At 41.0% G+C, this 23,841-nt stretch carries 21 protein-coding genes, 16 tRNA genes and 2 rRNA genes; 3 read left to right on the forward strand and 36 right to left on the reverse strand.

The annotated features are described in order from the left end of the window. Positions 1-53 precede the first annotated feature (53 nt). Both IQ283_RS09960 and IQ283_RS09965 read right to left on the reverse strand, forming a co-directional pair. Positions 54-623: a TlpA family protein disulfide reductase gene (locus IQ283_RS09960; RefSeq protein WP_194220042.1), complete on the reverse strand. Its 570-nt coding sequence runs from the start codon at positions 621-623 to the stop codon at positions 54-56. 273 nt (positions 624-896) lie between these two features. After that, a complete protein-coding gene (locus tag IQ283_RS09965) occupies positions 897-1,157 on the reverse strand; it encodes a metal-sensitive transcriptional regulator (protein WP_194220043.1) in 261 nt (86 codons plus the stop codon). Between the two features lie 157 nt (positions 1,158-1,314). Here IQ283_RS09965 and IQ283_RS09970 point away from each other — a divergent pair, with 157 nt between their 5' ends. Then, positions 1,315-1,503, forward strand: coding sequence for a hypothetical protein (locus IQ283_RS09970; protein ID WP_194220044.1), 189 nt, complete (start codon positions 1,315-1,317; stop codon positions 1,501-1,503). A gap of 137 nt (positions 1,504-1,640) precedes the next feature. On the opposite strand, the gene IQ283_RS09975 is transcribed toward IQ283_RS09970, so the two are convergent. The 15 genes from IQ283_RS09975 to IQ283_RS10045 form a co-directional block, all read right to left on the reverse strand. Next, a complete protein-coding gene (locus IQ283_RS09975; RefSeq protein WP_194220045.1) occupies positions 1,641-3,380 on the reverse strand; it encodes a phospho-sugar mutase in 1,740 nt (579 codons plus the stop codon). A 191-nt stretch (positions 3,381-3,571) separates the two neighbouring features. Beyond that, positions 3,572-5,107 carry a bifunctional GNAT family N-acetyltransferase/carbon-nitrogen hydrolase family protein gene (locus IQ283_RS09980; protein ID WP_194220046.1) on the reverse strand — a complete coding sequence of 512 codons (1,536 nt, stop codon included), beginning with the start codon at positions 5,105-5,107 and terminating at the stop codon, positions 3,572-3,574. Between the two features lie 120 nt (positions 5,108-5,227). Further along, the gene (locus IQ283_RS09985) at positions 5,228-5,665 is read right to left on the reverse strand and encodes a CBS domain-containing protein (RefSeq protein WP_194220066.1); all 438 of its coding nucleotides are present in this window, start codon (positions 5,663-5,665) and stop codon (positions 5,228-5,230) included. A gap of 77 nt (positions 5,666-5,742) precedes the next feature. Next, entirely contained in the window at positions 5,743-6,612 is an 870-nt protein-coding gene (locus tag IQ283_RS09990; RefSeq protein WP_194220047.1) for a ComEC/Rec2 family competence protein, read from the reverse strand. Positions 6,613-6,779: 167 nt separating this feature from the next. Further along, entirely contained in the window at positions 6,780-7,946 is a 1,167-nt protein-coding gene (gene yhbH, locus IQ283_RS09995; protein ID WP_194220048.1) for a sporulation protein YhbH, read from the reverse strand. Positions 7,947-8,230: 284 nt separating this feature from the next. Next, positions 8,231-8,398: a hypothetical protein gene (locus IQ283_RS10000; protein WP_194220049.1), complete on the reverse strand. Its 168-nt coding sequence runs from the start codon at positions 8,396-8,398 to the stop codon at positions 8,231-8,233. Between the two features lie 59 nt (positions 8,399-8,457). After that, a complete protein-coding gene (gene lepB / locus IQ283_RS10005; RefSeq protein ID WP_194220050.1) occupies positions 8,458-9,015 on the reverse strand; it encodes a signal peptidase I in 558 nt (185 codons plus the stop codon). 244 nt (positions 9,016-9,259) lie between these two features. Further along, positions 9,260-11,155 (reverse strand): PrkA family serine protein kinase, encoded by a 1,896-nt coding sequence (locus IQ283_RS10010; protein ID WP_194220051.1) that lies wholly within the window; start codon positions 11,153-11,155, stop codon positions 9,260-9,262. A 165-nt stretch (positions 11,156-11,320) separates the two neighbouring features. Further along, positions 11,321-11,626 (reverse strand): antibiotic biosynthesis monooxygenase family protein, encoded by a 306-nt coding sequence (locus IQ283_RS10015; RefSeq protein ID WP_194220052.1) that lies wholly within the window; start codon positions 11,624-11,626, stop codon positions 11,321-11,323. Positions 11,627-12,253: 627 nt separating this feature from the next. Then, the gene (gene trmL, locus IQ283_RS10020) at positions 12,254-12,727 is read right to left on the reverse strand and encodes a tRNA (uridine(34)/cytosine(34)/5-carboxymethylaminomethyluridine(34)-2'-O)-methyltransferase TrmL (RefSeq protein WP_194220053.1); all 474 of its coding nucleotides are present in this window, start codon (positions 12,725-12,727) and stop codon (positions 12,254-12,256) included. 65 nt (positions 12,728-12,792) lie between these two features. Then, positions 12,793-13,680, reverse strand: coding sequence for an amidase domain-containing protein (locus IQ283_RS10025; protein ID WP_194220054.1), 888 nt, complete (start codon positions 13,678-13,680; stop codon positions 12,793-12,795). A 55-nt stretch (positions 13,681-13,735) separates the two neighbouring features. Then, positions 13,736-14,365, reverse strand: coding sequence for a YczE/YyaS/YitT family protein (locus IQ283_RS10030; RefSeq protein ID WP_242057318.1), 630 nt, complete (start codon positions 14,363-14,365; stop codon positions 13,736-13,738). 204 nt (positions 14,366-14,569) lie between these two features. Beyond that, positions 14,570-15,106, reverse strand: a complete 537-nt coding sequence (locus IQ283_RS10035) for a methylated-DNA--[protein]-cysteine S-methyltransferase (RefSeq protein WP_194220055.1) — start codon at positions 15,104-15,106, stop codon at positions 14,570-14,572. Positions 15,107-15,172: 66 nt separating this feature from the next. After that, on the reverse strand, positions 15,173-16,312 hold the full coding sequence (gene queG, locus IQ283_RS10040) for a tRNA epoxyqueuosine(34) reductase QueG (protein WP_194220056.1): 1,140 nt from the start codon (positions 16,310-16,312) through the stop codon (positions 15,173-15,175). Between the two features lie 30 nt (positions 16,313-16,342). Beyond that, positions 16,343-18,037 carry an ABC-ATPase domain-containing protein gene (locus IQ283_RS10045; protein ID WP_194220057.1) on the reverse strand — a complete coding sequence of 565 codons (1,695 nt, stop codon included), beginning with the start codon at positions 18,035-18,037 and terminating at the stop codon, positions 16,343-16,345. Between the two features lie 83 nt (positions 18,038-18,120). On the opposite strand from IQ283_RS10045, the gene IQ283_RS10050 reads away from it, so the two are divergent. Together IQ283_RS10050 and yvfG are read left to right on the forward strand one after the other, a co-directional pair. Further along, the gene (locus IQ283_RS10050; protein WP_194220058.1) at positions 18,121-18,789 is read left to right on the forward strand and encodes a B3/B4 domain-containing protein; all 669 of its coding nucleotides are present in this window, start codon (positions 18,121-18,123) and stop codon (positions 18,787-18,789) included. A 271-nt stretch (positions 18,790-19,060) separates the two neighbouring features. After that, positions 19,061-19,282: a protein YvfG gene (gene yvfG, locus IQ283_RS10055; protein WP_098446367.1), complete on the forward strand. Its 222-nt coding sequence runs from the start codon at positions 19,061-19,063 to the stop codon at positions 19,280-19,282. Between the two features lie 39 nt (positions 19,283-19,321). On the opposite strand, the gene IQ283_RS10060 is transcribed toward yvfG, so the two are convergent. The 19 genes from IQ283_RS10060 to IQ283_RS10150 all read right to left on the reverse strand — a co-directional run. After that, positions 19,322-20,023 (reverse strand): DsbA family oxidoreductase, encoded by a 702-nt coding sequence (locus IQ283_RS10060; protein ID WP_194220059.1) that lies wholly within the window; start codon positions 20,021-20,023, stop codon positions 19,322-19,324. 183 nt (positions 20,024-20,206) lie between these two features. Beyond that, a tRNA-Leu gene (locus IQ283_RS10065) sits at positions 20,207-20,291 on the reverse strand. A gap of 34 nt (positions 20,292-20,325) precedes the next feature. Beyond that, positions 20,326-20,415 (reverse strand) — tRNA-Leu (locus tag IQ283_RS10070). A gap of 27 nt (positions 20,416-20,442) precedes the next feature. Beyond that, positions 20,443-20,517, reverse strand: a tRNA-Cys gene (locus IQ283_RS10075). Between the two features lie 9 nt (positions 20,518-20,526). Then, a tRNA-Gly gene (locus IQ283_RS10080) sits at positions 20,527-20,601 on the reverse strand. A 9-nt stretch (positions 20,602-20,610) separates the two neighbouring features. Next, a tRNA-Gln gene (locus IQ283_RS10085) sits at positions 20,611-20,685 on the reverse strand. A gap of 4 nt (positions 20,686-20,689) precedes the next feature. Further along, a tRNA-His gene (locus tag IQ283_RS10090) sits at positions 20,690-20,765 on the reverse strand. 16 nt (positions 20,766-20,781) lie between these two features. Continuing rightward, positions 20,782-20,855, reverse strand: a tRNA-Trp gene (locus IQ283_RS10095). Between the two features lie 7 nt (positions 20,856-20,862). After that, a tRNA-Tyr gene (locus tag IQ283_RS10100) sits at positions 20,863-20,947 on the reverse strand. Positions 20,948-21,017: 70 nt separating this feature from the next. Further along, positions 21,018-21,093: transfer RNA gene (locus IQ283_RS10105), tRNA-Thr, on the reverse strand. A 4-nt stretch (positions 21,094-21,097) separates the two neighbouring features. Then, a tRNA-Phe gene (locus tag IQ283_RS10110) sits at positions 21,098-21,173 on the reverse strand. Between the two features lie 84 nt (positions 21,174-21,257). Then, positions 21,258-21,334 (reverse strand) — tRNA-Met (locus IQ283_RS10115). Between the two features lie 158 nt (positions 21,335-21,492). After that, a tRNA-Asp gene (locus IQ283_RS10120) sits at positions 21,493-21,568 on the reverse strand. 8 nt (positions 21,569-21,576) lie between these two features. Beyond that, positions 21,577-21,652: transfer RNA gene (locus IQ283_RS10125), tRNA-Val, on the reverse strand. Positions 21,653-21,674: 22 nt separating this feature from the next. Then, a tRNA-Glu gene (locus tag IQ283_RS10130) sits at positions 21,675-21,749 on the reverse strand. Between the two features lie 23 nt (positions 21,750-21,772). Beyond that, positions 21,773-21,864, reverse strand: a tRNA-Ser gene (locus tag IQ283_RS10135). Between the two features lies 1 nt (position 21,865). Further along, a tRNA-Asn gene (locus tag IQ283_RS10140) sits at positions 21,866-21,940 on the reverse strand. A gap of 9 nt (positions 21,941-21,949) precedes the next feature. Next, positions 21,950-22,066, reverse strand: a 5S ribosomal RNA gene (rrf, locus tag IQ283_RS10145). A gap of 243 nt (positions 22,067-22,309) precedes the next feature. Next, positions 22,310-23,841 (reverse strand): 23S ribosomal RNA (locus tag IQ283_RS10150); the annotation flags it as partial.

The raw sequence follows: 23,841 nt of genomic DNA on the forward strand, positions 1-23,841 counted from the left end.
TTAAAGAACGATTGAGCGAACGGAAGCTCATACCTCTCCTAACAATACCTCTCTTATTCCACTGAAGATGCCAACTCAACCATTTGTTCTTTACTCATAGGACCTATTACCCTCTTCATTATTATACCATTTTTGTCAACTAAATACGTCGTTGGTATTGTTATAGTAGCGAAAGTATTTGATTGCTCACCATTTTCATCCAACAATACTGGAAAGGTAAGAGCATATTCTTTCACAAAATCTTCCACAACTTGAGAAGAAGATTCGTTGGTCGTAATATTTATAGAAAGAATTTCTGCATCGTATTCCTCTGCCTTTTCTTCATAAAACTCCTGCATATCCGGCATTTCTTTTTTACAAGGGGGGCACCAGGTCGTCCAGAAATTAATAAAAGTTACCTTCCCTTTGTAATCAGAGAGGCTCACTTCTTCCCCTTCTAGTGAATATAATGTAAAATCAGGTGCCTTATCTCCTTTTTGCAATCCTACTTCAACAGCTCCTGACACTTGCTTCGCTGGTTCTGCTTGATTTATAACGCTAACATTCTTATTATCCGTAAAAACTTGCAAACCAAAAGCTAAAAAACCACTAAGGACGACGATCCCGATTATCAAATTTCTCATTTGCTCCTCCTTTTACCAAAGAACATCGACTAAATGCCCAATTAACACATAGCTTTGTAAGCACAAATGTTGTAAATAGCAGAGTTTATCCATTATTCACTATCATACCGATTTTAGATGGAACTATACCAAATACTTAAGACAGCTATTGTCACAGAACATTTCCCATCTTACTTTTGAAAACGAAGGAGGGGTATGATTTATTGAGTCGTGTATCCATTTTAAAAAGGTACTAGGATTCTCATGATATTTTATTCAATATCCTAATAATGCTTAACGGCTCTTAACGAGAAGTTGAACAGCTTCCTTTACAACATCTTCTGTAGACTCGCCTTTATCAAGCTGTTCACGAATACACTCCTCTAGATTAGAACCAACTATTAAACCTATCGTACGGTCAATCGCCGTTCTGCTAGCAGATAGCTGAGTGATTACATCTTTGCAATCTTTCTCTTCTTCAAGCATACGAAGAACACCACGAATTTGACCTTCAACTCTTTTTAAACGGTTTTTCATTTCATTTGTATATTCCATGATATAACTCCCTTTCGTGTTCATTTATGTTTCTATGAATAAGAATATTCTGTCATAAATAAATTAATTTCTTGCTACTTCTCTTCATATATTGTAAAATAAATCGTAATTTAAGGATAGGAAAAAGGTTTAGTTCATTATAAGGAGGCAGTGCCTTTTGGATTTATCCGAAGATGATAAACGGTTATCTAAAATTTATCGAAAGATTGTTACCTCAAACGAGTATAAAGCAGGTAAAATTCTCGAGAAACTAGATAGCGAAACGAAAGACAAAGTATTTCATCTCATTCGTATGAACAAAGCTGAATACGAACATCAATTGAATAAACAACAACTTCACCAATAGTAGAAAAATCGGCGAAACTAGCCGATTTTTTTTCGTGTCTTAGTTTAGCATAAGACACATGTTGTGCTTTTAGAGGAAACTCATCAAGAAAACCAGGACGAGAGATTTGTCCTGGTTTTCTTTTTCATTATTTTATTTTATCCCAAACGTTCTTGAACCTTACCCATAACGGACGATCTAAGTTCAGCCAATTTGCTTTTACTGTTTTCAAGATTATCGCTATTTACGCCAAAATAAAATTTCACTTTCGGCTCAGTTCCTGAAGGACGAAGGCAGAACCATGATCCATCTTCTAAAATATATTTCAATACATTTGAAGTAGGCAATTCAATTTGCTCACTTTCACCACTACCTAAAAACGTTCTTTTGCTTGTCTCATAATCCTCTACGCTTTGCACTCGTAATCCAGCTGCTTCAGTAGGCGGCTCTTCACGGAATTTCGCAAGTAAAGAAACGATCTTCTCTGCCCCTTCTTTTCCTTTCAGTGTTAACGATTCAAGACCTTCCTGATAAAATCCATACTGTTCAAATACTTCGAGCAAACCTTCATAAAGCGTCATTCCTTTAGACTTGTAGAAAGCAGCAACTTCAGCTGCTACGAGGCATGCTTGAACAGCATCTTTGTCTCGAACAAAGTCACCAACAAGATAGCCATAGCTTTCTTCATAGCCAAATAGGAAAGTATGCTCCCCAGTTGTTTCGAATTCTTTAATCTTTTCTCCAATAAATTTAAATCCTGTAAGCGTATCATATGAAGTAAGACCGTTATCCTCCGCAATCTTACGACCAATTTCAGAAGTAACAATTGTTTTAAGAACTGCGCCATTTTCCGGCAGCTCTCCATTTTCTTTTTTCTGAGTAATGATGTAGTTCAACAATAGAGCACCTGTTTGATTTCCAGTCAGGACCACATACTTACCCTCTTTGTTTTTCACAGCTACACCAACACGGTCTGCATCTGGATCTGTAGCCAAAAGTATATCAGCATCCTCCTGCTCCCCATATTGAATGGCTAATTCAAACGCAGCATGTTCTTCCGGGTTTGGAGAAGACACTGTAGAGAAATTAGGATCTGGTAACTCCTGTTCTTTTACAACAGTTACATTCGTAAATCCATAAGCTTTCAAACCTTCCCTCACAGGAATATTCGCTGTTCCGTGCAAAGGCGTGAAGACGATTTTTAATTGCTCGCCCATTTTAGAAAGTAGTCCTTGATTTACGCGAAGCGTTTTTAATTCTTCTACATATTGACGATCAATTTCTGCGCCAATCATTTGAATAAGTCCTTTTTCTTTCAGTTCTTGCTCGGACGTAACCTTCACTTCTAACTCATTCTCAACACCGTCTACATATGAAATTACTTCTGAAGCAGCCTTAGGTGGTAGCTGACCTCCATCTTCTCCGTAAACTTTATAACCGTTATACTCTGGTGGGTTATGACTCGCTGTGATAACGATTCCAGCGCAAGCATTTAAAGTTCGAACCGCGAACGAGAGCTCTGGTGTGGGGCGTAGCTCTTCGAAAACATACGTTTGAATGCCATGGCTCGAAAGGGTCTTCGCAGCTTCCATAGCGAACTCAGGAGACTTGTGACGTGAATCGTAAGCAATCGCTACTCCTCTTTTCTTGTAAGCTTCACCATGTGCATCTATGTATTGCGCAAGACCTTCCGAGGCTTTTCGAATCGTATATAAATTCATTCGATTCGTACCAGGGCCTATTTCTCCCCTCATGCCACCCGTGCCAAATTCAAGATTTTTATAAAATGCATCTTCAAGTGATTGGTCTTGTCCTTTTAATGCTTCAAGATCCTTTTTCAATTCTTCGTCAAGGGAAGTTGCTGATACCCATCTTTTATATTCATTTTTCCAGTCCATTATTGCCTCCTATTATGTATATCTTCTTTAATTTTTATCAATTCGAGAAAACCTGTTAAAATCCTGCATTTTGGCTAGATTTTCTCCTTTTCTCTAATTATCATAATACGAATTGTATCGTACGCCAATGCTATATAGGAAAAAAACACCATTCTCTTAAATTCGACAAAAAAAGCAAGCCGGGGAACGGCTTACTTTTTGTAATGTATCTCATATAAATCTTTTCGGCGATCTCGCAACTGGCGAACCGTACCAGATTGACGTTGTCTTCTAAGAATCTCAAGATCCACATCGCCTACCACCACAGTTTCAATATTCGGGTGACATTCACCAGCAATTCCATCTCTTGAAAAAGCAAAATCTGAAGGCGTGAAAATCCCTGATTGTGCATACTGTACATCCATATTCTCTACTTGAGATAAGTTACCAATCGTACCTGCAATGACTGTATAGATTTGGTTCTCAACCGCTCTAGCCTGCGCACAATAACGTACGCGTAAATACCCTTGACGATCATCGGTACAGAAAGGTGTAAATAGAATGTTAGCGCCCTTATCCGTCGCAATTCTTCCAAGCTCAGGGAATTCGATATCATAACAGATTTGGATCGCAATCTTACCACAATCTGTATCAAAAACTTCTATACCATCTGAACCATGAATTCCCCACCAACGACGTTCATTTGGGGTAACATGAATTTTATATTGCTTTTCAATCGTTCCGTCTCTTCTAAACAAATAAGCAATATTATAGATCTTTTCATCCTCTAAAACGAAATGAGAACCACCAATAATATTAACGTTATACTTTACAGCTAATTCTGTAAAAAGCTCGATATACGGCTCTGTATATTCTGTTAAACGACGAACAGCTTTGCTTGGTATTTTTTCATCCATGAACGACATTAGTTGTGTCGTAAAGATCTCAGGAAACACAGCAAAATCAGAACCAAAATCTGCTGCCACATCAACATAATATTCTACTTGGTTTGCAAATTCTTCAAAGGAAGAGATTTTCTTCATCGCATATTGTATCGCACAAATTCGAACGGGGAATGACGATCTAAAGTGCCTTCTTGTAACGGCTTTGTATTCAACGTTATTCCACTCCATTAAAGTAGCAAATTGCTTTGAAGCTTTATCATCTGGTAAATAGTTCGGATTTATTCTCATAACATTAAATCCATTCATGAGCTGGAACGTTAAAACAGGATCATATATGTTCTGGAATTTCACTTCTTCTACGTATTCTGATGCTTTCATTTCATTCGCGTGTTTATGGTAATTCGGAATTCGCCCTCCGATAATAATACTCTTCACGTTTAATTCTCGCGCAAGATCTTTTCGTGCCTCATAAAGACGCTTACCGATTTTCATCCTTCTATATTCCGGATGAACCATCACTTCAATACCATAAAGGTTATAGCCATCAGGGTTATGATTTGTAATATATCCTTCATCCGTAATATCATCCCACGTATGCTGATCATCATATTCATCAAAGTTCACCATTAAACTTGAACAGGAGCCTATGATTTCTCCTTCGAGTTCTACACAAAATTGCCCTTCTGGGAAAATTTCCAGGTGACTCTCAAGGTGCTCTCTTTTCCAGGGATCCATTCCAGGAAAACATTTTTTCTGTAATGAAAGGATTTCATCTATATCTTCGTGATGAATTTGCCTAATCTCAATCTTTTTTTCGAATTTCGATACATCTAATTCTGACATATGCTTTCCCTCCACATTCCATCTATATTACTATGTACCCTATTTCCACATGATTCTATCCTGATTTTATCATAGGATGAACGAAATAGAAGAGACTGACATTTGTCAGTCCCTTTGTTCTTAACCCCGTGTTGTTCCATTCTGAGAAATGCTCGATAGTGCGGTGGCGGCCTCTTGATGGTCAGGTGTTTTCGTCGCAAAATCTCCAAGCGAAACCATTCCCACTACCTGATTGTTTTCAACAATAGGCAATCGTCGGATCTGATTCTGAGCCATTAATGCCGCTGCTTCTTCTGCACTCATGTTAGATGTAGCTGAGACAATATTGTTAGACATACATTGGCTCACCTGACAATCCGCATTTCCACCAGTTGCAGTGGCACGAGTCGTAATATCACGATCTGTAACCATTCCGCAAAGCTGACCATTTTTCATGACAGGTAATGAACCAATATTATACTGATTCATTAGAGCCGCTGCTTCCTGGATCGATTGCTCTGGTGTAACGGATACGATGTTCTTAGACATGAGGTTTTGCAGATTGTTATGCACAAGCATTCCTCCCAAGGTGTATGATCGTTCAGACAAGAAAGGCGGTGCCTTACAACATGTAGTGTAAGCTCCTTCGCCGGTTATTATTTATCCTTTTTATGTGAAATCAGGTTGTTATCAGTATGAAATACAATGTTCTCACCATCACTTGTAGCAATAATCGTTCCTATTTCATCTGTCCTTAGAACAGAAATATGATGTTCATTTAATCTCTGAATCACATTTTCATCTGGAAAATCATAACGATTATTTTTACCTACAGAAATAACAGCAGTCTCTGGGGTTACGGCTTTAAGAAATGTCTCTGATGTAGCCGAACTCGCACCATGGTGCCCCATTTTTAGAACATCAGATTTAATCTGTTTCCTTTTAACTTTTTCTAGCATTTGCTTCTCTACTTCTACCCCAGCGTCCCCCATCAACAGGAAGCTATTCTCTTTATGACTCAGCCGTAATACGGCACTATAATCATTAAAATCCTCGTACTCCGCTTCTTTGGAAGGTGAAATGACCTGTATATTAACCTGATGTCCTAGTTTTATTTTCATACCTTTTCGTGCCTTTTCTAAGGTAATGTCTTTTTTCTTCAATACCTTTAAGAGGGACTTATAGTGAACTGTTGGATAAGAAACATCGGGCATCATCACAGTTTTTACATCGAAATTTTCTATCACATCATCCATCCCACCAATATGGTCATGATGAGGATGCGTCGCCACAATATAATCTAATTGGCTAATGCCTAGCTTCTTTATATAATTTGAAACCGTTTCTCCATCACCATTATCTCCTGCATCGACTAGCACAGCTTTTTCTCCATACGTGATTAAAATGCTATCAGCCTGTCCCACATCAATAAAATGAACTTCAACCACATTTGATTGAGCTGTCACATCATAAGGCATCAATAATAAGATAAGAAGGGAAATAGAAAGAAACCTAATGAATTTCATAATGATTCCTCCAACGCTTTACTTGTTATTAGTATGTACCTTCCTATCTGATCTAAAAGCAATATTAACTTATTTTGACTTCTCAATTTGTGGATCATCTGAGTGAAAATAACAGCGTTCAATCGCATAGCCAAACTATAAGAAAAAAGCTCCCCTTTTCGGGAAGCTTATGAATGAATTTCTTCTTTTCGGAAGAAGCTTTTCATTGCGTGATAGACGTCTTTCTTTTCTTTTAGGATATAATGCCTAAATTTAGGATCATGTATATTTTTGTAGGCACTCATCAGGGTGGAGTGGCGATTATAAGCATTAACTTCTCCATACCCAAACATGTTCGAGACCTTCATAATTTGATTGACCAGTTTCACACATCTTGTATTGTCTGACGTCAGGTTATCGCCATCTGAGAAATGGAATGGGTAAATGTTGTAACGTGCTGGAGAATACTTCTCATCAATGAGTTCAAGCGCTTTGCGATAAGCTGATGAGCAAATTGTTCCGCCGCTTTCTCCTTTTGAAAAAAAATCGTCTTCAGTGACGACTTTTGCTTCTGTATGATGAGCAATAAACTCAATCTCCACTGTTTCGTATTTCGATCGTAAGAAACGTGACATCCAGAAGAAAAAGCTTCTTGCCATATATTTCTCCCATTTTCCCATCGAACCACTTGTATCCATCATGGCTAAAACGACAGCTTTAGATTCGCGCTTAATTTCTTCATTCCATGTTTTGAAGCGTAGATCATCTTGATAAATCGGTGCAATTGATGGTGTTCCACTAATTGCATTTCTCTTATACGCTGATAGAATTGTTCTTTTCTTATCAATATTACCCATAAGTCCAGTTTTTCGAATATCATTAAATTCTACTTTCTTTTTCACTACGTCGGCTGTTTCTTTTTCACGTAAATTCGGCAGTTCCAGTTCTTTAAATAAAATATCCTGCAGTTCTACCAGAGAAACTTCTGCTTCATAATAATCTTCTCCTGGCTGATCTCCAGCCCCTTCACCTTTACCGGCCCCAGGCTGTTTTTCCCCAGAACCATCTCTTGCCACAACGTCTCCCACCTGGCTATCGCCTTCACCTTGCCCAACATGCTTAGACTTATCATAGTTATAACGAATTTTATACTCATCAAGTGAACGTATTGGTATTTTAATGACATCTCGACCGTTAGATAAAATAATGTTCTCTTCACTGATGAGATCCGGGAGATTGTTTTGGATAGCATCTTGAACTTTTTCGGCATGGCGTTGTTGATCCTGATAGCCTTTTCGGTGGAGGGACCAATTCTCCTGAGAGACGACGAAATTGTTGGAGTCCTTGTCTTTCATGCCTTATTTCCCTCCTAAAAAAATTAAATTTCTATCGAAAATTTATTCAATGATCGATGATCGCTCATGATGTTAGTTCAGAAACTTAACCCTAATGTGGACATCCTTCGGCTGCGTTGAATAGTATACTTTATCCTATGCAAATACAAGCGATAATTGACAATTAATTCTGACAAATGCAGCTTTTATTGCTCCAACTACTCGAATTGGACGACTTTCATCCGTTTATACTTATGTTTTATCCTTCTCAGTCTATATTCAAAAAAAAACTCCCTTATTGGGAGTTACTCTGTTTCGTTTTCCTTTTTGTGTTGAATCGGATCTGGACGTTTACCCTTTTTCTTAATCTCATCATTTGTGTCTAGCTCTTCCATCTCTTTACCGAGTTCGGCCATCTCTTTTTCATTCATCGCCATTGAACTGTTCTCAGGTTTTTCTTTATGATCCGCCATTTTGAATCACCTCAATATTAATAGTACCCCGATTCCCTTCCTTAATAACCATATTTAGTTTATTTTTGGAAAGTGAAATCAATTTTCTCAAGTGGCCAGTAGCGTAGATTTACTTCCCCTACTACTTGATTCATTGGTACGAAACCAATATGCCTGCTATCATAGCTATGTCTTCGGTTATCCCCCATGAGAAATAAATATCCCTCGGGCACCTCTGATTTTCCAGTTTTATCTTCAAGATGGAAATTCTCAGTGAGGTTCCCGTTAAAAATATCTTTCTTATAACGCTCAAGATAAGGTTCTTTTATTTTCTCACCATTCACATATAAAACATCATTTTTATATTCGATCGTATCTCCTGGAAGACCAATAACTCTCTTAATATAGTCTTCTTCTTCATTCGCATGAAATACAACAAGATCAAATCGATCAGGCTCTGAGACTTCATAACCAATTTTATTAATAATTAAACGATTCCCATCTTGGATCGTTGGCATCATTGATTCACCATGAACGACATAGTTCGTTATGAGAAATTCACGAATAACAATCGCCAGGACTACAGCTATTGAAAAAGCCTTGATCCACTCCCAAAGCGGATTGCGTTCCTTCTTCATCTCAAACCTCTTTTCAATACGTCTTTACGTCTAATCTATCACTCATAATAAGCTGGCACAAGCGCACACGTATATGACAGCGATTACATTGCATATTCTCACCATTCACTTCCATCGTTATAGTGGCTTTCTATTCCATGAACGAAGAAAATTTCTTATTTTAAGTATATTCACCCATTTCATAAATAGCGCTCCTTATAGCAGCATAAAAAGAAGCATACCTAAAGAGGCATGCTTCTTCTAATTATCGATTTAGGAGACTACCTACATAACGTAGAAGTTCATTGGCTGAAATTGAATTATATCCATGTTCATCGATGAGACGTGCGATAACCTCATTGATTTTCTTGAGTTGATTTTCATTTGGTGTTTTGGAAGATGTCGTTATTTTGACTACATCTTTTAAATCAGCAAACAATTTTTTCTGAATCGCTTCTCTTAAACGTTCATGGGAATTATAATCGAACTTCTTACCCTTTCTAGCATAAGCAGAGATACGAATAAGAATTTCTTCTCTAAATGCTTTCTTCGCATTTTCTGAAATGCCAATCTGTTCTTCAATTGAACGCATAAGCTTATCATCCGGACTCATTTCCTCTCCAGTAAGAGGGTCGCGGAGCTTATTTTTATTACAATACGCTTCAACATTATCAAGATAATTATCCATTAGCGTCTTTGCACTCTCTTCATAAGAGTAAACAAATGCTTTTTGTACTTCTTTCTTTGCAATTTCATCATACTCTTTGCGCGCAATGGAGATGAAATTCATATACCGCTCTTTATCTTCTTTTGAGATAGAAGCATGTTGATCAAGTCCATCTTTTAATGAACGAAGAACATCCAGGGCATTAATTGACGGTACTTCTTTTCTTATAATCGTAGAGGAAATTCGGTTAATAACATAACGCGGATCAATCCCGCTCATTCCCTCATCCGAATGCTCTTTATGAAGTTCATCCACATCTACCTGATTAAAGCCTTCTACAATTTCTCCATCGTAGAGTCGCATTTTCTTAACAAGGTCCACTCCCTGACGATTCGTATCTTTTAACCTCGTCAAGATAGAGAAAATAGCAGCTACTCTAAGAGCATGTGGGGCGATGTGCACATCAGCTACATCACTTTCACGAATCATCTTCTCATAAATACGCTCTTCCTGACTCACCTTTAAGTTATATGGAACCGGCATAACGATAATACGAGAGTGTAACGCCTCATTCTTTTTATTTGATATAAAAGAGCGATACTCTGCTTCGTTCGTATGCGCTACAACAAGTTCATCAGCAGAAATTAGCGCAAAACGCCCAGCTTTAAAGTTTCCTTCTTGAGTCAGTGAAAGCAAGTGCCACAAAAACTTCTCATCACATTTCAGCATCTCCTGGAATTCCATCATTCCACGATTGGCTTTATTTAATTCTCCGTCGAATCGATAAGCTCTAGGATCAGACTCTGATCCAAATTCCGCTATCGTTGAGAAATCAATACTTCCGGTTAAGTCTGCAATATCTTGAGACTTAGGATCTGAAGGACTAAATGTACCAATACCTGTCCGCTTATCCTCGTTAAAGAATATGCGCTCTACCATCACATCTTCAATACGACCACCATACTCTTGCTCAAGGCGCATTACGTTTAGTGGGGAAAGACTTCCTTCAATTCGGATCCCGTATTCATCGTGGAATTCATCTCTCAAATGATGTGGTATAAGGTGCAGTGGATCTTCGTGCATAGGACAGCCTTTAATCGCATAAACAGCCCCAGACTCTTCATGAGAATATTTCTCCAGTCCTCTTTTCAGCACCGTAACAAGAGTTGATTTACCACCACTTACTGGTCCCATCAATAAGAGAATACGTTTTCTGACATCTAACCTTTTGGCAGCAGGGTGAAAGTATTCTTCTACCAGACGTTCGATTGCTTCCTCAAGTCCATAAAGCTCTTCAGAGAAGAAAGAATAACTTCTTTTCCCATCAACCTCATCAATCCCTGCATCTCTTATCATATTATAAACACGTGAATGAGCTGACTGCGCTACTTCAGGTCGTTCCCGGATAATGTCTAAATACTCGCTGAAGGTTCCTTCCCACTTCAGCCGCCTCTCTTCTTCTCGATGCTGCTGGATTTTACGTAAGATATCCATTAAGAGCCCCCTCCAAGTTTGGTTCATCGGATTTAATACATGTTATGCGGGGATGTCCAATAACATTCGGCTTTCTTTCCAATGATTCAATCGAGTCTTTATAGGGTTTCTGCTCAGTTATGAAAAAAGTCCAAAATAAAAGAACCGGTTGCCCGGCTCTCATCTTTACGTATGATAAACTACTGTAAATTCGCTTAGTTCATTTCCTGTTGCTGGAGATTTTTCTTTCGATTCGCGCTTTTCTTTATGAGCGTTCTTAAATGAATCGGAGTGCACCCAATTCTGATAAGCCTCTTCACTTTCCCATTTCGTAAATACAATAAGCTTTCCGTTTTCAGCCGACTGTTCAAGAAATAGAAACTCCAAGCAACCATCAACATTCTTCATACTATCAGCACTTTTCCCAAAACGTTGCTTCATCATGTCTTTTGCTTCATCAGGGACCTTCAATTCATTCATCACAACATACATAAAATAAATCCTCCTTTAGGTTTCTCTCTCTATCCTATCGAATAACGACGTTTTTTTCCAATTCAAACAACTCCTCACTACAAGAATTCCCCTCAAAACATTCACACCTTCCCGCACATGGTTTATAATGAGAGTTAGATTTGGACACAATTTTACCTGAGGAGGATGAGACCATGAGTTTCCTGGGTATTTTAGTAGTAATCCTAGCTTTCCTAGCAGCCATCTTTACAGCTGGCTACAACGACCGACCAAGCAAAACCAAAAAAGGTAGTAGGTAAAACGAAAAGCGAAGACGAGCGTTTAGAAACGGAGATATTGGAACTCTTGAACTAGAACACGCCTTTTGTGTTCTGGTGAAAGAGTGAAATATCGCAGTTTCTGCGAGTCGTAGCTAGACACGAAAAGCGAAAGTGGGCGGTTAAATCCGCAGGGCGTTGGAACCCATGAGAATGAGACGCTTTTTGTCTCAATCGATTGGGTGAAACAACCGGAGGATTTGCCCACTATAGCTAGACACGAAAAGCGAAGACGAGCGTTCAAAAACAAAGTTTTTGAACGCTGAAATACGCTTAAACTTCTATCAAAAAAAAGAACGACTTTCAGCTCTTTGCTGAAAGTCGTTCTTTTTTATTTCATCCCAGGATAACTTTGCTGTCTTAGTGCTTCATATACCATAATAGCAGCAGTATTTGAAAGGTTGAGAGCACGAACATGATCTGTCATCGGTAGACGAAGACAACGCTCTTTGTTATTTTCAATCAACTCGTCTGGTAAACCATTCGTTTCTCTTCCAAAAACAAAATACGTATTCTCATTCACATCTGAGTAATCAAAGTCAGTATGTGTATTCGTACCGTATTTCGTAATATAATAATATTCTCCACCCTGGTTCTTTTCAAAGAACTCCTCTAGAGAATCATAATAATGTACATCAGCATATTGCCAGTAATCCAAGCCCGCACGTTTCAACATTTTATCGTCTGTCGAAAACCCTAGTGGGCGAATTAGATGTAGACTTGTATTTGTTGCTGCACATGTTCTAGCTATATTCCCTGTATTCGCTGGTATTTCAGGCTGAAACAGTACAATATTTAAAGACATATTCATTCACCTCCACTTCAAAACAATACTATTATAGCATGTTTTAGATTAGGAGATGGCATTCTCTAATCCTCAATATGAAAAAACTTATACTTGATTTCAGGCGTCCATGCCGTAGAATCTTCATAGGCCCAATAGCGCATCCTGCTATTTGTTGTATGAGCATTGACAAGAGGATATCCCTTCTCATCATTATCTACGACAAAAGTAGTATGTTGCCAGTGGCCATCTCCATCAAAGTCATAACAAATAATATCTCCAGGAATGAGATCATCCGGATTCGCTACTTCACGAGCTCGAAGACCATTCTTCGAGCTACTTAAATGCCACCTAAGCGCATGAGCTACAGTCCATGAATAGCTCCAGTTATTTCCTTTCATCCACCATCCCTTAGTGCGATCTGGGTAACCACGCATAGGGGCTTTCCCTGCATGAAGACACTGAGAAATATAATTTGTACAATCTACATCAAACGACTGATAAGAAGGATTCGCATCATCCCACCATCTCTCAGCATATTTCAGAGCTGATAACCGATCATAATAGGAGCCTTTTAGACGAGCATCACCGCTGCCTTTACCTTCTGCTACTTGAAGTGTTCCTCCCTCTATCTCAGCTGATCGATCAAGAATAAGTTCACCCTCCACCATTTTTGCCAATCTCTTTTCAAGTCGTTCTTCCTGATATAGTTTTTCTCCCTGTTTAATAAGAAACTGCTGATGAAGAAGATATTCATAAAGTTGGCTCGTCGAGACTGTTTTTTTTCCCAGGAGGATCCCTTTATTTTTTATACGAATAACAGAAGCTCCCCTATTTTGGCTCTGTATACGATAACGGTTGACTGCTTCTTCTTCCTCTGAAGGCCTAGTTCCTATTCTTGAATGATCCGTTCCATTTAGTAAGCAAGTTGCTTGTTCTTTCCAGAAAGATTTCAACTGGTCTCCCCACACCATATGCGTCCCCCCTCATCGCACTTTATGACAGGGAAATCAAACACATGACTTGGAATCAGGAATGGTTTACAGCTGGCTCTGCTGAAGGGTGTGTTATTTTCTTGAGTAATTTATCAAACCAACCAACAAGAATACCAAGCAGAAGCACTTCTACAAAGGTACCGGCACCAATCGGCCCGCCTAACAAGAATGCCAGAACAAACGCAAGAGCTTCTGTTAATGTCTTAGTAATACCAATACTCCATCCCGTTCTTTCTGTTAAGGCAAGCATGAGTTCATCGTTTGGAATAGATGCAAGAGATGCAAATAAGTACACTGCAATTCCAAGACCCATGATAACTAATCCAACAAGAAATAAGGTCCACCTGGTAACGATTCCATCTACATCAATGAAAGTGAGAATTTGTAAATTCAAGAGGTCAACAAACAATCCTAGAAGAATAATTGGAATAAAACCAGCTAAGTTTGGTTTCCTCATCATAATAAGACTATTGATAAAAATTAAAATACCACCAACAATAAACACCCATGTTCCCACGGTAAACCCTAGTTGGTCAGAAAGCGCAACGTAGAGAGCATCCCATGGGGCAATTCCAACATCGGCATTAATTAATAAGACAACCCCAAAGGCTAGTGTAAATAATCCCGCTACGTAGATCAGACTTTTGGATAAAAAGCTGTTCATAATGTTCACTCCTCATATGAGGGCTTAAAACTAAAAGCTGTATCAAGTTGCTCTCATTCTTCGCCCTAGATATTTTAGTATCTCTTTTTTAAAATGCATTTGCTATTTTACAAGAAACGAAGCTCTTTTTATAACTTTATGCCTAAGACAAAAAAACAAAAAAGCCAGTTCGCTATCAAGATAGCGAACTGGCACTATATATCGTTACGGTAGAACGGCATGCATAGAATGCTGCTGTTCAAGTGATAATAAATATTCTTTTTTATCTACGCCGCCACCATAGCCAACTAAAGCACCATTACTTCCTATAACTCTGTGACACGGTACAATGATTGGAATTGGGTTTCGGTTGTTAGCTGAACCTATGGCTCTAACAGCCTTTGGTGCCGAAATACCAACAGCTACATCTCGATAAGACCGGGTTTCACCATATGGAATTTCCGAAAGGTTGTTCCATACTTTCTGTTGAAAAATCGTTCCTACCTTATCAAGCTTTAGATCAAAGAACCTTCTTTTTCCACTGAAGTATTCTTCCAATTGCATGACGATGGGTTCGATTATATCAGAATTGAAAACAAGGTCCGCTTTGACATGATGTTTTTTATACCATGTTTCAGCAATAGGCAGTACATCTTCAGCGCAACCAAAATCGAGCCTACTAACTCCATTAGGACTAGCAAACAATGTTATTGCACCTATAGGCGATAGAAACTCCCCATAATGAATCACTTGTTTCTCCATTCTATCCCTTCTTTATTATACATTTTTCACTATCTTACAACGCATCTAATCGTTTGACCATCAGCATTAAGTCTTATTTTTAAGCATTGACAAGCCTTTAGCGATCTCATCTGCCACATCCTTGTCATTTTCTCTCAATTGCTCCTTTGTAAGGGCATTAAAGGCCTTCTCCCCACCTATTTTCCCAAGCGCCCAGGCCGAAGTGCCGCGGATCACCGGACGAGGATCTTTTTCCATCACTTCGACCAGTGTATCAATAGCTGTTTCATCTTTATAATGAGCAAGAGCAAGAATAGCATTTCGTTGAATAGGCTTCTTTCCTCTCCACGAACCAGCCGCTTGACCAAACTGAGTCTTAAATTCACGATTGGACATTGTTAGAAGTGGTATGAGCTTTGGTTTTACCATCTCTGGATCTGGTTCGAGTTCAGGATGATGATGAAAATCTTTTCCTTTGTTTTTGGGGCAAACGAGCTGGCAGGTGTCGCACCCATATAATCGGTTTCCTAATTTAGTACGGTATTCATCAGGTAAAAAACCTTTTGTTTGCGTAAGAAAAGCGATGCATTTATTCGCGTTTAGCTGCCCCCCTTCAATTAAGGCACCAGTCGGACATGCGTCTACACAAATATTACAGTCACCACACCCTTCTTCAACAGGCTCATCAGGTTCCAAATTTAGATCGGTAATCATTTCACCAAGATAAACCCATGAACCAAATTCTTCTGTTATGGTCATTGTGTTTTTACCGCTAAAACCAATGCCGGCTCTTTCAGCTACAGCTCGATCAGAAAGTTCGCCAGTATCGACCATCGAGCTCGTTCTAGCCTCTGGAACCTTCGATTTAATATATGCATCTAAAAGGGAGAGTTTCTCTCTAAGGAGGTGATGATAATCAATTCCCCATGAAGCACGACAGAAAAGTCCTCTCCTTTCGCCCTTCTTACTCCTAGGGCTATCCTTCATTCGCGAAGGATACGCAATGGCAATTGATATAATCGTTGTTGCACCGCTTAGCAATAGCTCAGGTTCTGTTCTCTTTTCTATATCAGATTCCTCGAAGCCTGACTGATAACCAAGCTCCTGCTGACGCTCTAAGCGTTGCTTAAGGGTTTTAAAAGGATCTGCCGCCGCGAAGCCTATCTTATCAATCCCAATAGTTTTACTGTATGCCACAATATCAGCTTTTAATTGTGCGTTTGTCACTAGTTTCCCCCCTTCCTCTTTGGGAGTGTTTTATTTAATTCTTAGCGTTCGAATTCGATTTAAAATGGCCGCCATTTCTGTTCTTCTAATTCGAGCAATATCTCCTGGATGCTGATTCTTATATAGAGAAAAAGAACCAAGTCCCTCTGCGTTTATTTTCTGATCAATGAAATCAAGAAGTTCTGGAATCGACTTTTCTCCTAACTTATGATTTCTTTCCAGAAAATGAAGGACGTCAGCAGCAAAACGCGTTTGACTGGGATCTACAAGCTGTTCTATTTGAAGAAGTGAAACATCTGTATTCCCAAATTGAATATGATGCAATCCGCGAGCTGTCACTTTCGATTTCTTTCCCTTTTTACTGTTTAAGCTACTCTGCTCAGGTACTCTCTTTCTTGCCTCTCCAAATCTTTCTCCACCTTCATGTCTGCGTTCCGATTCTTTTACGATTGATCGAGCTTGATCCGTTACGTCGTATGGAAGGTAGTTCTCCATTAAAATCACCTGATCAGCTACATCAAAGTAGTCTCCAGATCCGCCCATGACAAGTACGGTTGATATATGATGTTCTGTACGTAGTTGCTTCACACGATCAATGAACGGTGTAATGGGTTCTTTCTCTTTCGCAACTAACTGCTGCATTCGATAGTCTCGAATCATAAAATTAGTCGCGCTTGTATCTTCATCAATTAATAACGTATCTGAACCCGCTTCGATCGCCTCAATGATATTGGCCGCCTGGGACGTACTTCCACTGGCATTCTCAGATGTGAAAGAACGCGTATCTTTTCCATATGGGAGATTGTTTATAAATGGCGAGATGTCTACTCCAGTTACCTTCCGACCATCTTCAGAGCGAATTTTCATTGCCTGGTGGTTTGTAATAACATACTCTCTACCATCCCCTAAAATATGATCATATACGCCATGCTCCATTGCATGCAAGAGGGTACTCTTTCCATGATAACCACCGCCAACAATTAATGTAATACCTTCCTTAACAGCCATTCCTTGTAATGGCTCAGTACGGTGTGGAATTGTTAAAGACACTTCCATGCTTTTAGGTGATTCGAATTGCACTGCCTCATTTTTCATAGGACGATCGCTTATTCCGCTCTCACGGGGTAATATAGATCCATTCGCTACAAATCCGACATATCCGTTTTGGGTAAGGTGTTCACGAATGGCCTCTTGTTGGTCTGCTAAATGCAATGCCTCTAAGATTATTTGTTTGCTTAATGCAAAAACAGAATTCTTCACAATGTCTGGCAGCTGATGCAGAAGCAAGTTTATAGCCTGTCTGCCAAGGACTTTTCTGCCTTGTGCAGGTAATCCTATTGATAGACAAATCGTAATAGATTCCTCTGTCACGCTCACTGCTGCCCTCTCAATAACCTTTTGACCCGGTATATCGATTGAGACCAATCCACTTTTCCCAGTGCCTTTCGCATGCCTCTCAGTCCTTCTAATGGCATCTCCTACTTTTCTAGCAATCATATCTTCTGTTCGAACTCTTCTTACAGCCGAATCGAACCACTCAGGCTCTACGATCGTTTTCTTGCGTGGGGCGATGATTCTTATCCGAGAAGGACTAGCAAAAGGGTCTCCCTGGACATAGTCGATGTAAAGGGTGTAATCCACAAAATCATAGTGCCCACTAATGTCTTTATATGCTTTATATCCTTTTCCATCAATACGCTCTAACTGTTTTCTAAGTTTATTCATAAATGAGGCAAGCCTCCTTATAAGCTTCAAATTTAGGTATATGATAAAATGAACGAAAAATTAGATGTTAGGAGAAAAGTGTGATGCCCAATATAACTCTCGCTCCAATGATTAAAAAGACATATCCTGATTTTAAAATTGGTTATGCTATTTACCATAATATCGTTGTTGAAAAGTCGCCGCAAATGGTGCGCGGTCGCTTTCAATTCTATCAGGAAACAATGATGATGGATCTTGAACAGACAGACCTGCTCACATTTCCTGCTATCTCAGAGTGGCGTTCCATTTTCAAAAAGTTCGGGACTGATCCCGCCAAATACCGACCGTCCTCAGAAGCCCTATTACGCCGGTTAAAAAAAGGGACTTCGCTACCTCTCGTTCACTCTGCTGCAGACATCAACAATCTTCTGTCGCTTCAATACAAAATTCCAATTGGGATCTATGATCTTGATCAAGTTGAAGGAGATATTACAATCGACATTGGAAGTGAGACGACTGCATATGAGGGCTTAAATGGACGTGAGGTAAGCTTCAACAACAAAATCCTCTCACTTGATCACAAGGGAGCTTTCGGAAGTCCTATCGTTGATTCTAAGCGAACGGCTATAACGGAAGAAACCAAGCATGCCATTCAACTTTTCTATCTTCAACCTTCGCTCCCCGTTTCAGAAGGAGAAAAGCTTGTAACTGCCTCAGCAGAAATGTTTAATCAAATTCACGGAGGAGACTTCTTAAGCGGGGTTTCAAGTTAAAGAAAGCAGACATAAAAAAACGCAACGCTTCGTTAATTTTAACGAAACACTGCGTTGGGTAAATGGTGAAAATTCGAGGAATTTCTACAATCCTCGCTGATGTAGATAGAATACCACAGAATATATGAAAGAAACAACACATTTCTCATATTTTCTTTACAAACGTCTCTCATCACGGCAGATCTAATAGAATTTCACTCTTCATAATCCGTTTGACGTCCTGATGACGATCACCCTATAATCAGAATGACAGACAGAAAGGAGAAATCATATGGAACCATTCTCAACACCATTTTTCGAAGAAAATTTTCGCCAATACATACAAAAGAATCGTGATGTATTTTCAAAATTAGAAGCAATGAATAGCTATTATCGTTCAGTTGTTTCGTCAATGATCTATGACAACCTTAACAAAAACTCAGAAATAGTTCGTCGCATTCGCAACCTTGATTCAGCTTACAAAACGATTAAACAAGAAAATACAGACGCATAAAAAAAAGCTCTCTTTACAATAAGAGAGCTTTTTTACGTTTTATTTAGGAAGATCACAAGAGTCAGCAGAACAGGCTTCTGCATTGCCACCGACTACTTCAAGCTTATTTCCTTCTCCCCAGGCCTTCTCAATGGCCTGTTCAAACATTTCTACAGGCTGAGCACCTGACACGGCATATTTACCGTCAAATACAAAGAACGGTACGCCCTGAATGCCAAGCTGACTTCCCATTGCTTCATCGTTGCGAACTTCTTTCGTAAATTCTTCAGTTCCTAGCATACGTTTTATATCCGCAGCGTCTAGCCCAAGTTCTTCACCAAGTGATGCAAGCGTTTCATGATCACCAATATTTTTCGATTCGGTAAAGAAGGCATAAAAGAGACGTTCTGACATTTCATTACTTCTACCATGCTCTGTCGCATAGTGAACAAGACGATGGGCATCAAATGAATTCGTTGGAATCATTTTATCAAAATCATACGTTAGGTTTTCTCCAGCAGCTTGCTGCCTCATATTCTCACACATACCCTGAGCTTGTTCTAGACTGACATTGTATTTCGCTGCTAGAAGCTCAGCCATGCTTTCCCCATCCGATTCTTTCGCATTAGGATCGAGTTCAAAGCTTTTAAAGACAACTTCTACTTTATCACGCTGTGGAAAAGCCTGAAGCGCACTTTCAAGACGTCTTTTTCCTATATAACAAAATGGACATACGAAATCAGACCATACTTCAATTCTCATCGAATCACTCTTTCAGTAAATTGTTTTATCTATCTTATACTTGTATTTTATCACCTCTACTTTTAAATGAGCAGGAATTTGCTCAGTGAGTCATTGAAAACTATTGTTAGCATAGACAAGAAAATTAAAACATATAAAAAAGACCTCAACGAGAACGTTGAAGTCTTGAAATAACGTATGTAATGGTACCGGTGGTCGGGTTCGAACCGACACTCCTCTCGGAACACGATTTTGAGTCGTGCGCGTCTGCCAATTCCGCCACACCGGCAAAATACCATATTCAATTCAGGCAGAAAAATAAGTGGTGCCGGAGGCCGGGCTCGAACCGGCACGGAGGTACACCCTCCGCAGGATTTTAAGTCCTGTGCGTCTGCCAATTCCGCCACTCCGGCAGGACTTTTAAGAAAAAATATTAAGATTGGAGGCGGCACCCGGATTTGAACCGGGGCGTAAGGGTTTTGCAGACCCGTGCCTTACCACTTGGCTATGCCGCCTTTTTAAAATGGAGCGGAAGACGGGATTCGAACCCGCGACCCCCACCTTGGCAAGGTGATGTTCTACCACTGAACTACTTCCGCAACAAAAAATGGCTGGGCTAGCTGGATTCGAACCAGCGCATGACGGAATCAAAATCCGTTGCCTTACCGCTTGGCTATAGCCCAAAAATGGGGCGGCTGATGGGAATTGAACCCACGAATGCCGGAATCACAATCCGGTGCGTTAACCACTTCGCCACAACCGCCATAAAAATTTGAAATTGGCAGGGGTAGTAGGACTCGAACCCACACCGGAGGTTTTGGAGACCTCTGTTCTACCTTTAAACTATACCCCTATCAAGATGGTGGAGGGGGACGGATTCGAACCGCCGAACCCTGAGGGAGCGGATTTACAGTCCGCCGCGTTTAGCCACTTCGCTACCCCTCCAAATTGACAATTACCATTGTAATACACATTTTATGAAAGTGCAATGGAATTTGATCTCATTTCGAGAAAATGGTGCCGGCCAGAGGACTTGAACCCCCAACCTACTGATTACAAGTCAGTTGCTCTACCAATTGAGCTAGACCGGCAACATGGTGGCTCCGGACGGAATCGAACCGCCGACACGTGGATTTTCAGTCCACTGCTCTACCGACTGAGCTACAGAGCCATGTTTAAAATATAATTGGTTGCCCTTAACAGGACTACATTTTAATTTTAGTAACGATGAATACTCAACGCAGATAAAATTAATTGGTTGCGGGGGCAGGATTTGAACCTGCGACCTTTGGGTTATGAGCCCAACGAGCTACCGAACTGCTCCACCCCGCGATAATGTGAATGTAATAATGCTGCACCTGCTCATTACGCTGTGCGCTGTTTCTTTCTCTACAAGGTTATGCTTCGAAGCGTATCCGTCGAAACAACTCGTTGCTGTTTCAAGGAAGCATCGCTTGTTGCTCCACCCCGCGATAATATTAAAATATAAATGGCGGTCCCGACGAGAATCGAACTCGCGATCTCCTGCGTGACAGGCAGGCATGTTAACCGCTACACCACGGGACCTTAGAGAATGGTGGAGGATGACGGGCTCGAACCGCCGACCCTCTGCTTGTAAGGCAGATGCTCTCCCAGCTGAGCTAATCCTCCACAAAGTAGAAATGATATATAATGGTGACCCGTACGGGATTCGAACCCGTGTTACCGCCGTGAAAGGGCGGTGTCTTAACCGCTTGACCAACGGGCCCTTGCTGCTATTATGTATGCTAGTGGCGGAGAGCGAGGGATTCGAACCCTCGAGACGGCTTTGACCGTCTACACGATTTCCAATCGTGCTCCTTCGGCCACTCGGACAGCTCTCCATGGCTCCACAGGTAGGATTCGAACCTACGACCGATCGGTTAACAGCCGATAGCTCTACCACTGAGCTACTGTGGAATAATATCAGCCTGGCAACGTCCTACTCTTGCAGGGGGAGATCCCCCAACTACCATCGGCGCTGAAGAGCTTAACTTCCGTGTTCGGCATGGGAACGGGTGTGACCTCTTCGCCATCATTACCAGACTAAGAACTGGATTTCACTTTCGTGATTTCCCAGCGACAAAATATATCATACTATATTTCATCATGTTTTTCAAGGAAAATTTCATTCCCTGAAAACTAGATAGCACGCACAACTTCCAATATGTCCAGCTACGTAAGCCAAATCCTCGATCGTTTCACCTTTTGATTCTGACGCAAACAGCGCGTCTGATTCAAAAGCCTCCAACGCTTGTCGGATTTAAACGGCTTACTTCGCTTTTCGTTTAGGTTAAGCCCTCGATCGATTAGTATTCGTCAGCTCCACGTGTTGCCACGCTTCCACCCCGAACCTATCTACCTCATCATCTCTAAGGGATCTTACCAGCTAAATGCTGTGGGAAATCTCATCTCGAGGGGGGCTTCATGCTTAGATGCTTTCAGCACTTATCCCTTCCACACGTAGCTACCCAGCTATGCTCCTGGCGGAACAACTGGTACACCAGCGGTGTGTCCATCCCGGTCCTCTCGTACTAAGGACAGCTCCTCTCAAATTTCCTGCGCCCGCGACGGATAGGGACCGAACTGTCTCACGACGTTCTGAACCCAGCTCGCGTACCGCTTTAATGGGCGAACAGCCCAACCCTTGGGACCTACTTCAGCCCCAGGATGCGATGAGCCGACATCGAGGTGCCAAACCTCCCCGTCGATGTGGACTCTTGGGGGAGATAAGCCTGTTATCCCCAGGGTAGCTTTTATCCGTTGAGCGATGGCCCTTCCATGCGGAACCACCGGATCACTAAGCCCGACTTTCGTCCCTGCTCGACTTGTAGGTCTCGCAGTCAAGCTCCCTTGTGCCTTTACACTCTGCGAATGATTTCCAACCATTCTGAGGGAACCTTTGGGCGCCTCCGTTACACTTTAGGAGGCGACCGCCCCAGTCAAACTGCCCACCTGACACTGTCTCCGCACCGGATCACGGTGCTGGGTTAGAATGTCAGTACAGCCAGGGTAGTATCCCACCGACGCCTCCATCGAACCTGGCGGTCCGACTTCTATGGCTCCTACCTATCCTGTACAAGCTGTACCAAAATCCAATATCAGGCTACAGTAAAGCTCCATGGGGTCTTTCCGTCCTGTCGCGGGTAACCTGCATCTTCACAGGTACTATAATTTCACCGGGTCTCTCGTTGAGACAGTATCCAAGTCGTTGCACCTTTCGTGCGGGTCGGAACTTACCCGACAAGGAATTTCGCTACCTTAGGACCGTTATAGTTACGGCCGCCGTTTACTGGGGCTTCGATTCAGAGCTTCTCCCGTAAGGGATAACCCCTCCTCTTAACCTTCCAGCACCGGGCAGGTGTCAGCCCCTATACTTCGCCTTACGGCTTTGCAGAGACCTGTGTTTTTGCTAAACAGTCGCTTGGATCTTTTCACTGCGGCTCCCCTGGGCTATAAACCCGAGGAAGCACCCCTTCTCCCGAAGTTACGGGGTCATTTTGCCGAGTTCCTTAACGAGAGTTCTCCCGATCGTCTTAGGATTCTCTCCTCGCCTACCTGTGTCGGTTTGCGGTACGGGCACCTTTTTCCTCACTAGAGGCTTTTCTTGGCAGCGTAGAATCAAGGACTTCGGTACTAAATTTCCCTCGCCATCACGACTCAGCCTCACGGTGAACGGATTTGCCTATTCACCAGCCTAATCGCTTGGACGCGCATTTCCAGCAGCGCGCTCTCCCTATCTTTCTGCGTCCCCCCGTCGTTCAAACGGAAAGGAGGTGGTACAGGAATATCAACCTGTTATCCATCGCCTACGCCTTTCG

This window comes from Pseudalkalibacillus hwajinpoensis (assembly GCF_015234585.1).
GTDB lineage: Bacteria > Bacillota > Bacilli > Bacillales > Guptibacillaceae > Guptibacillus > Guptibacillus hwajinpoensis_B.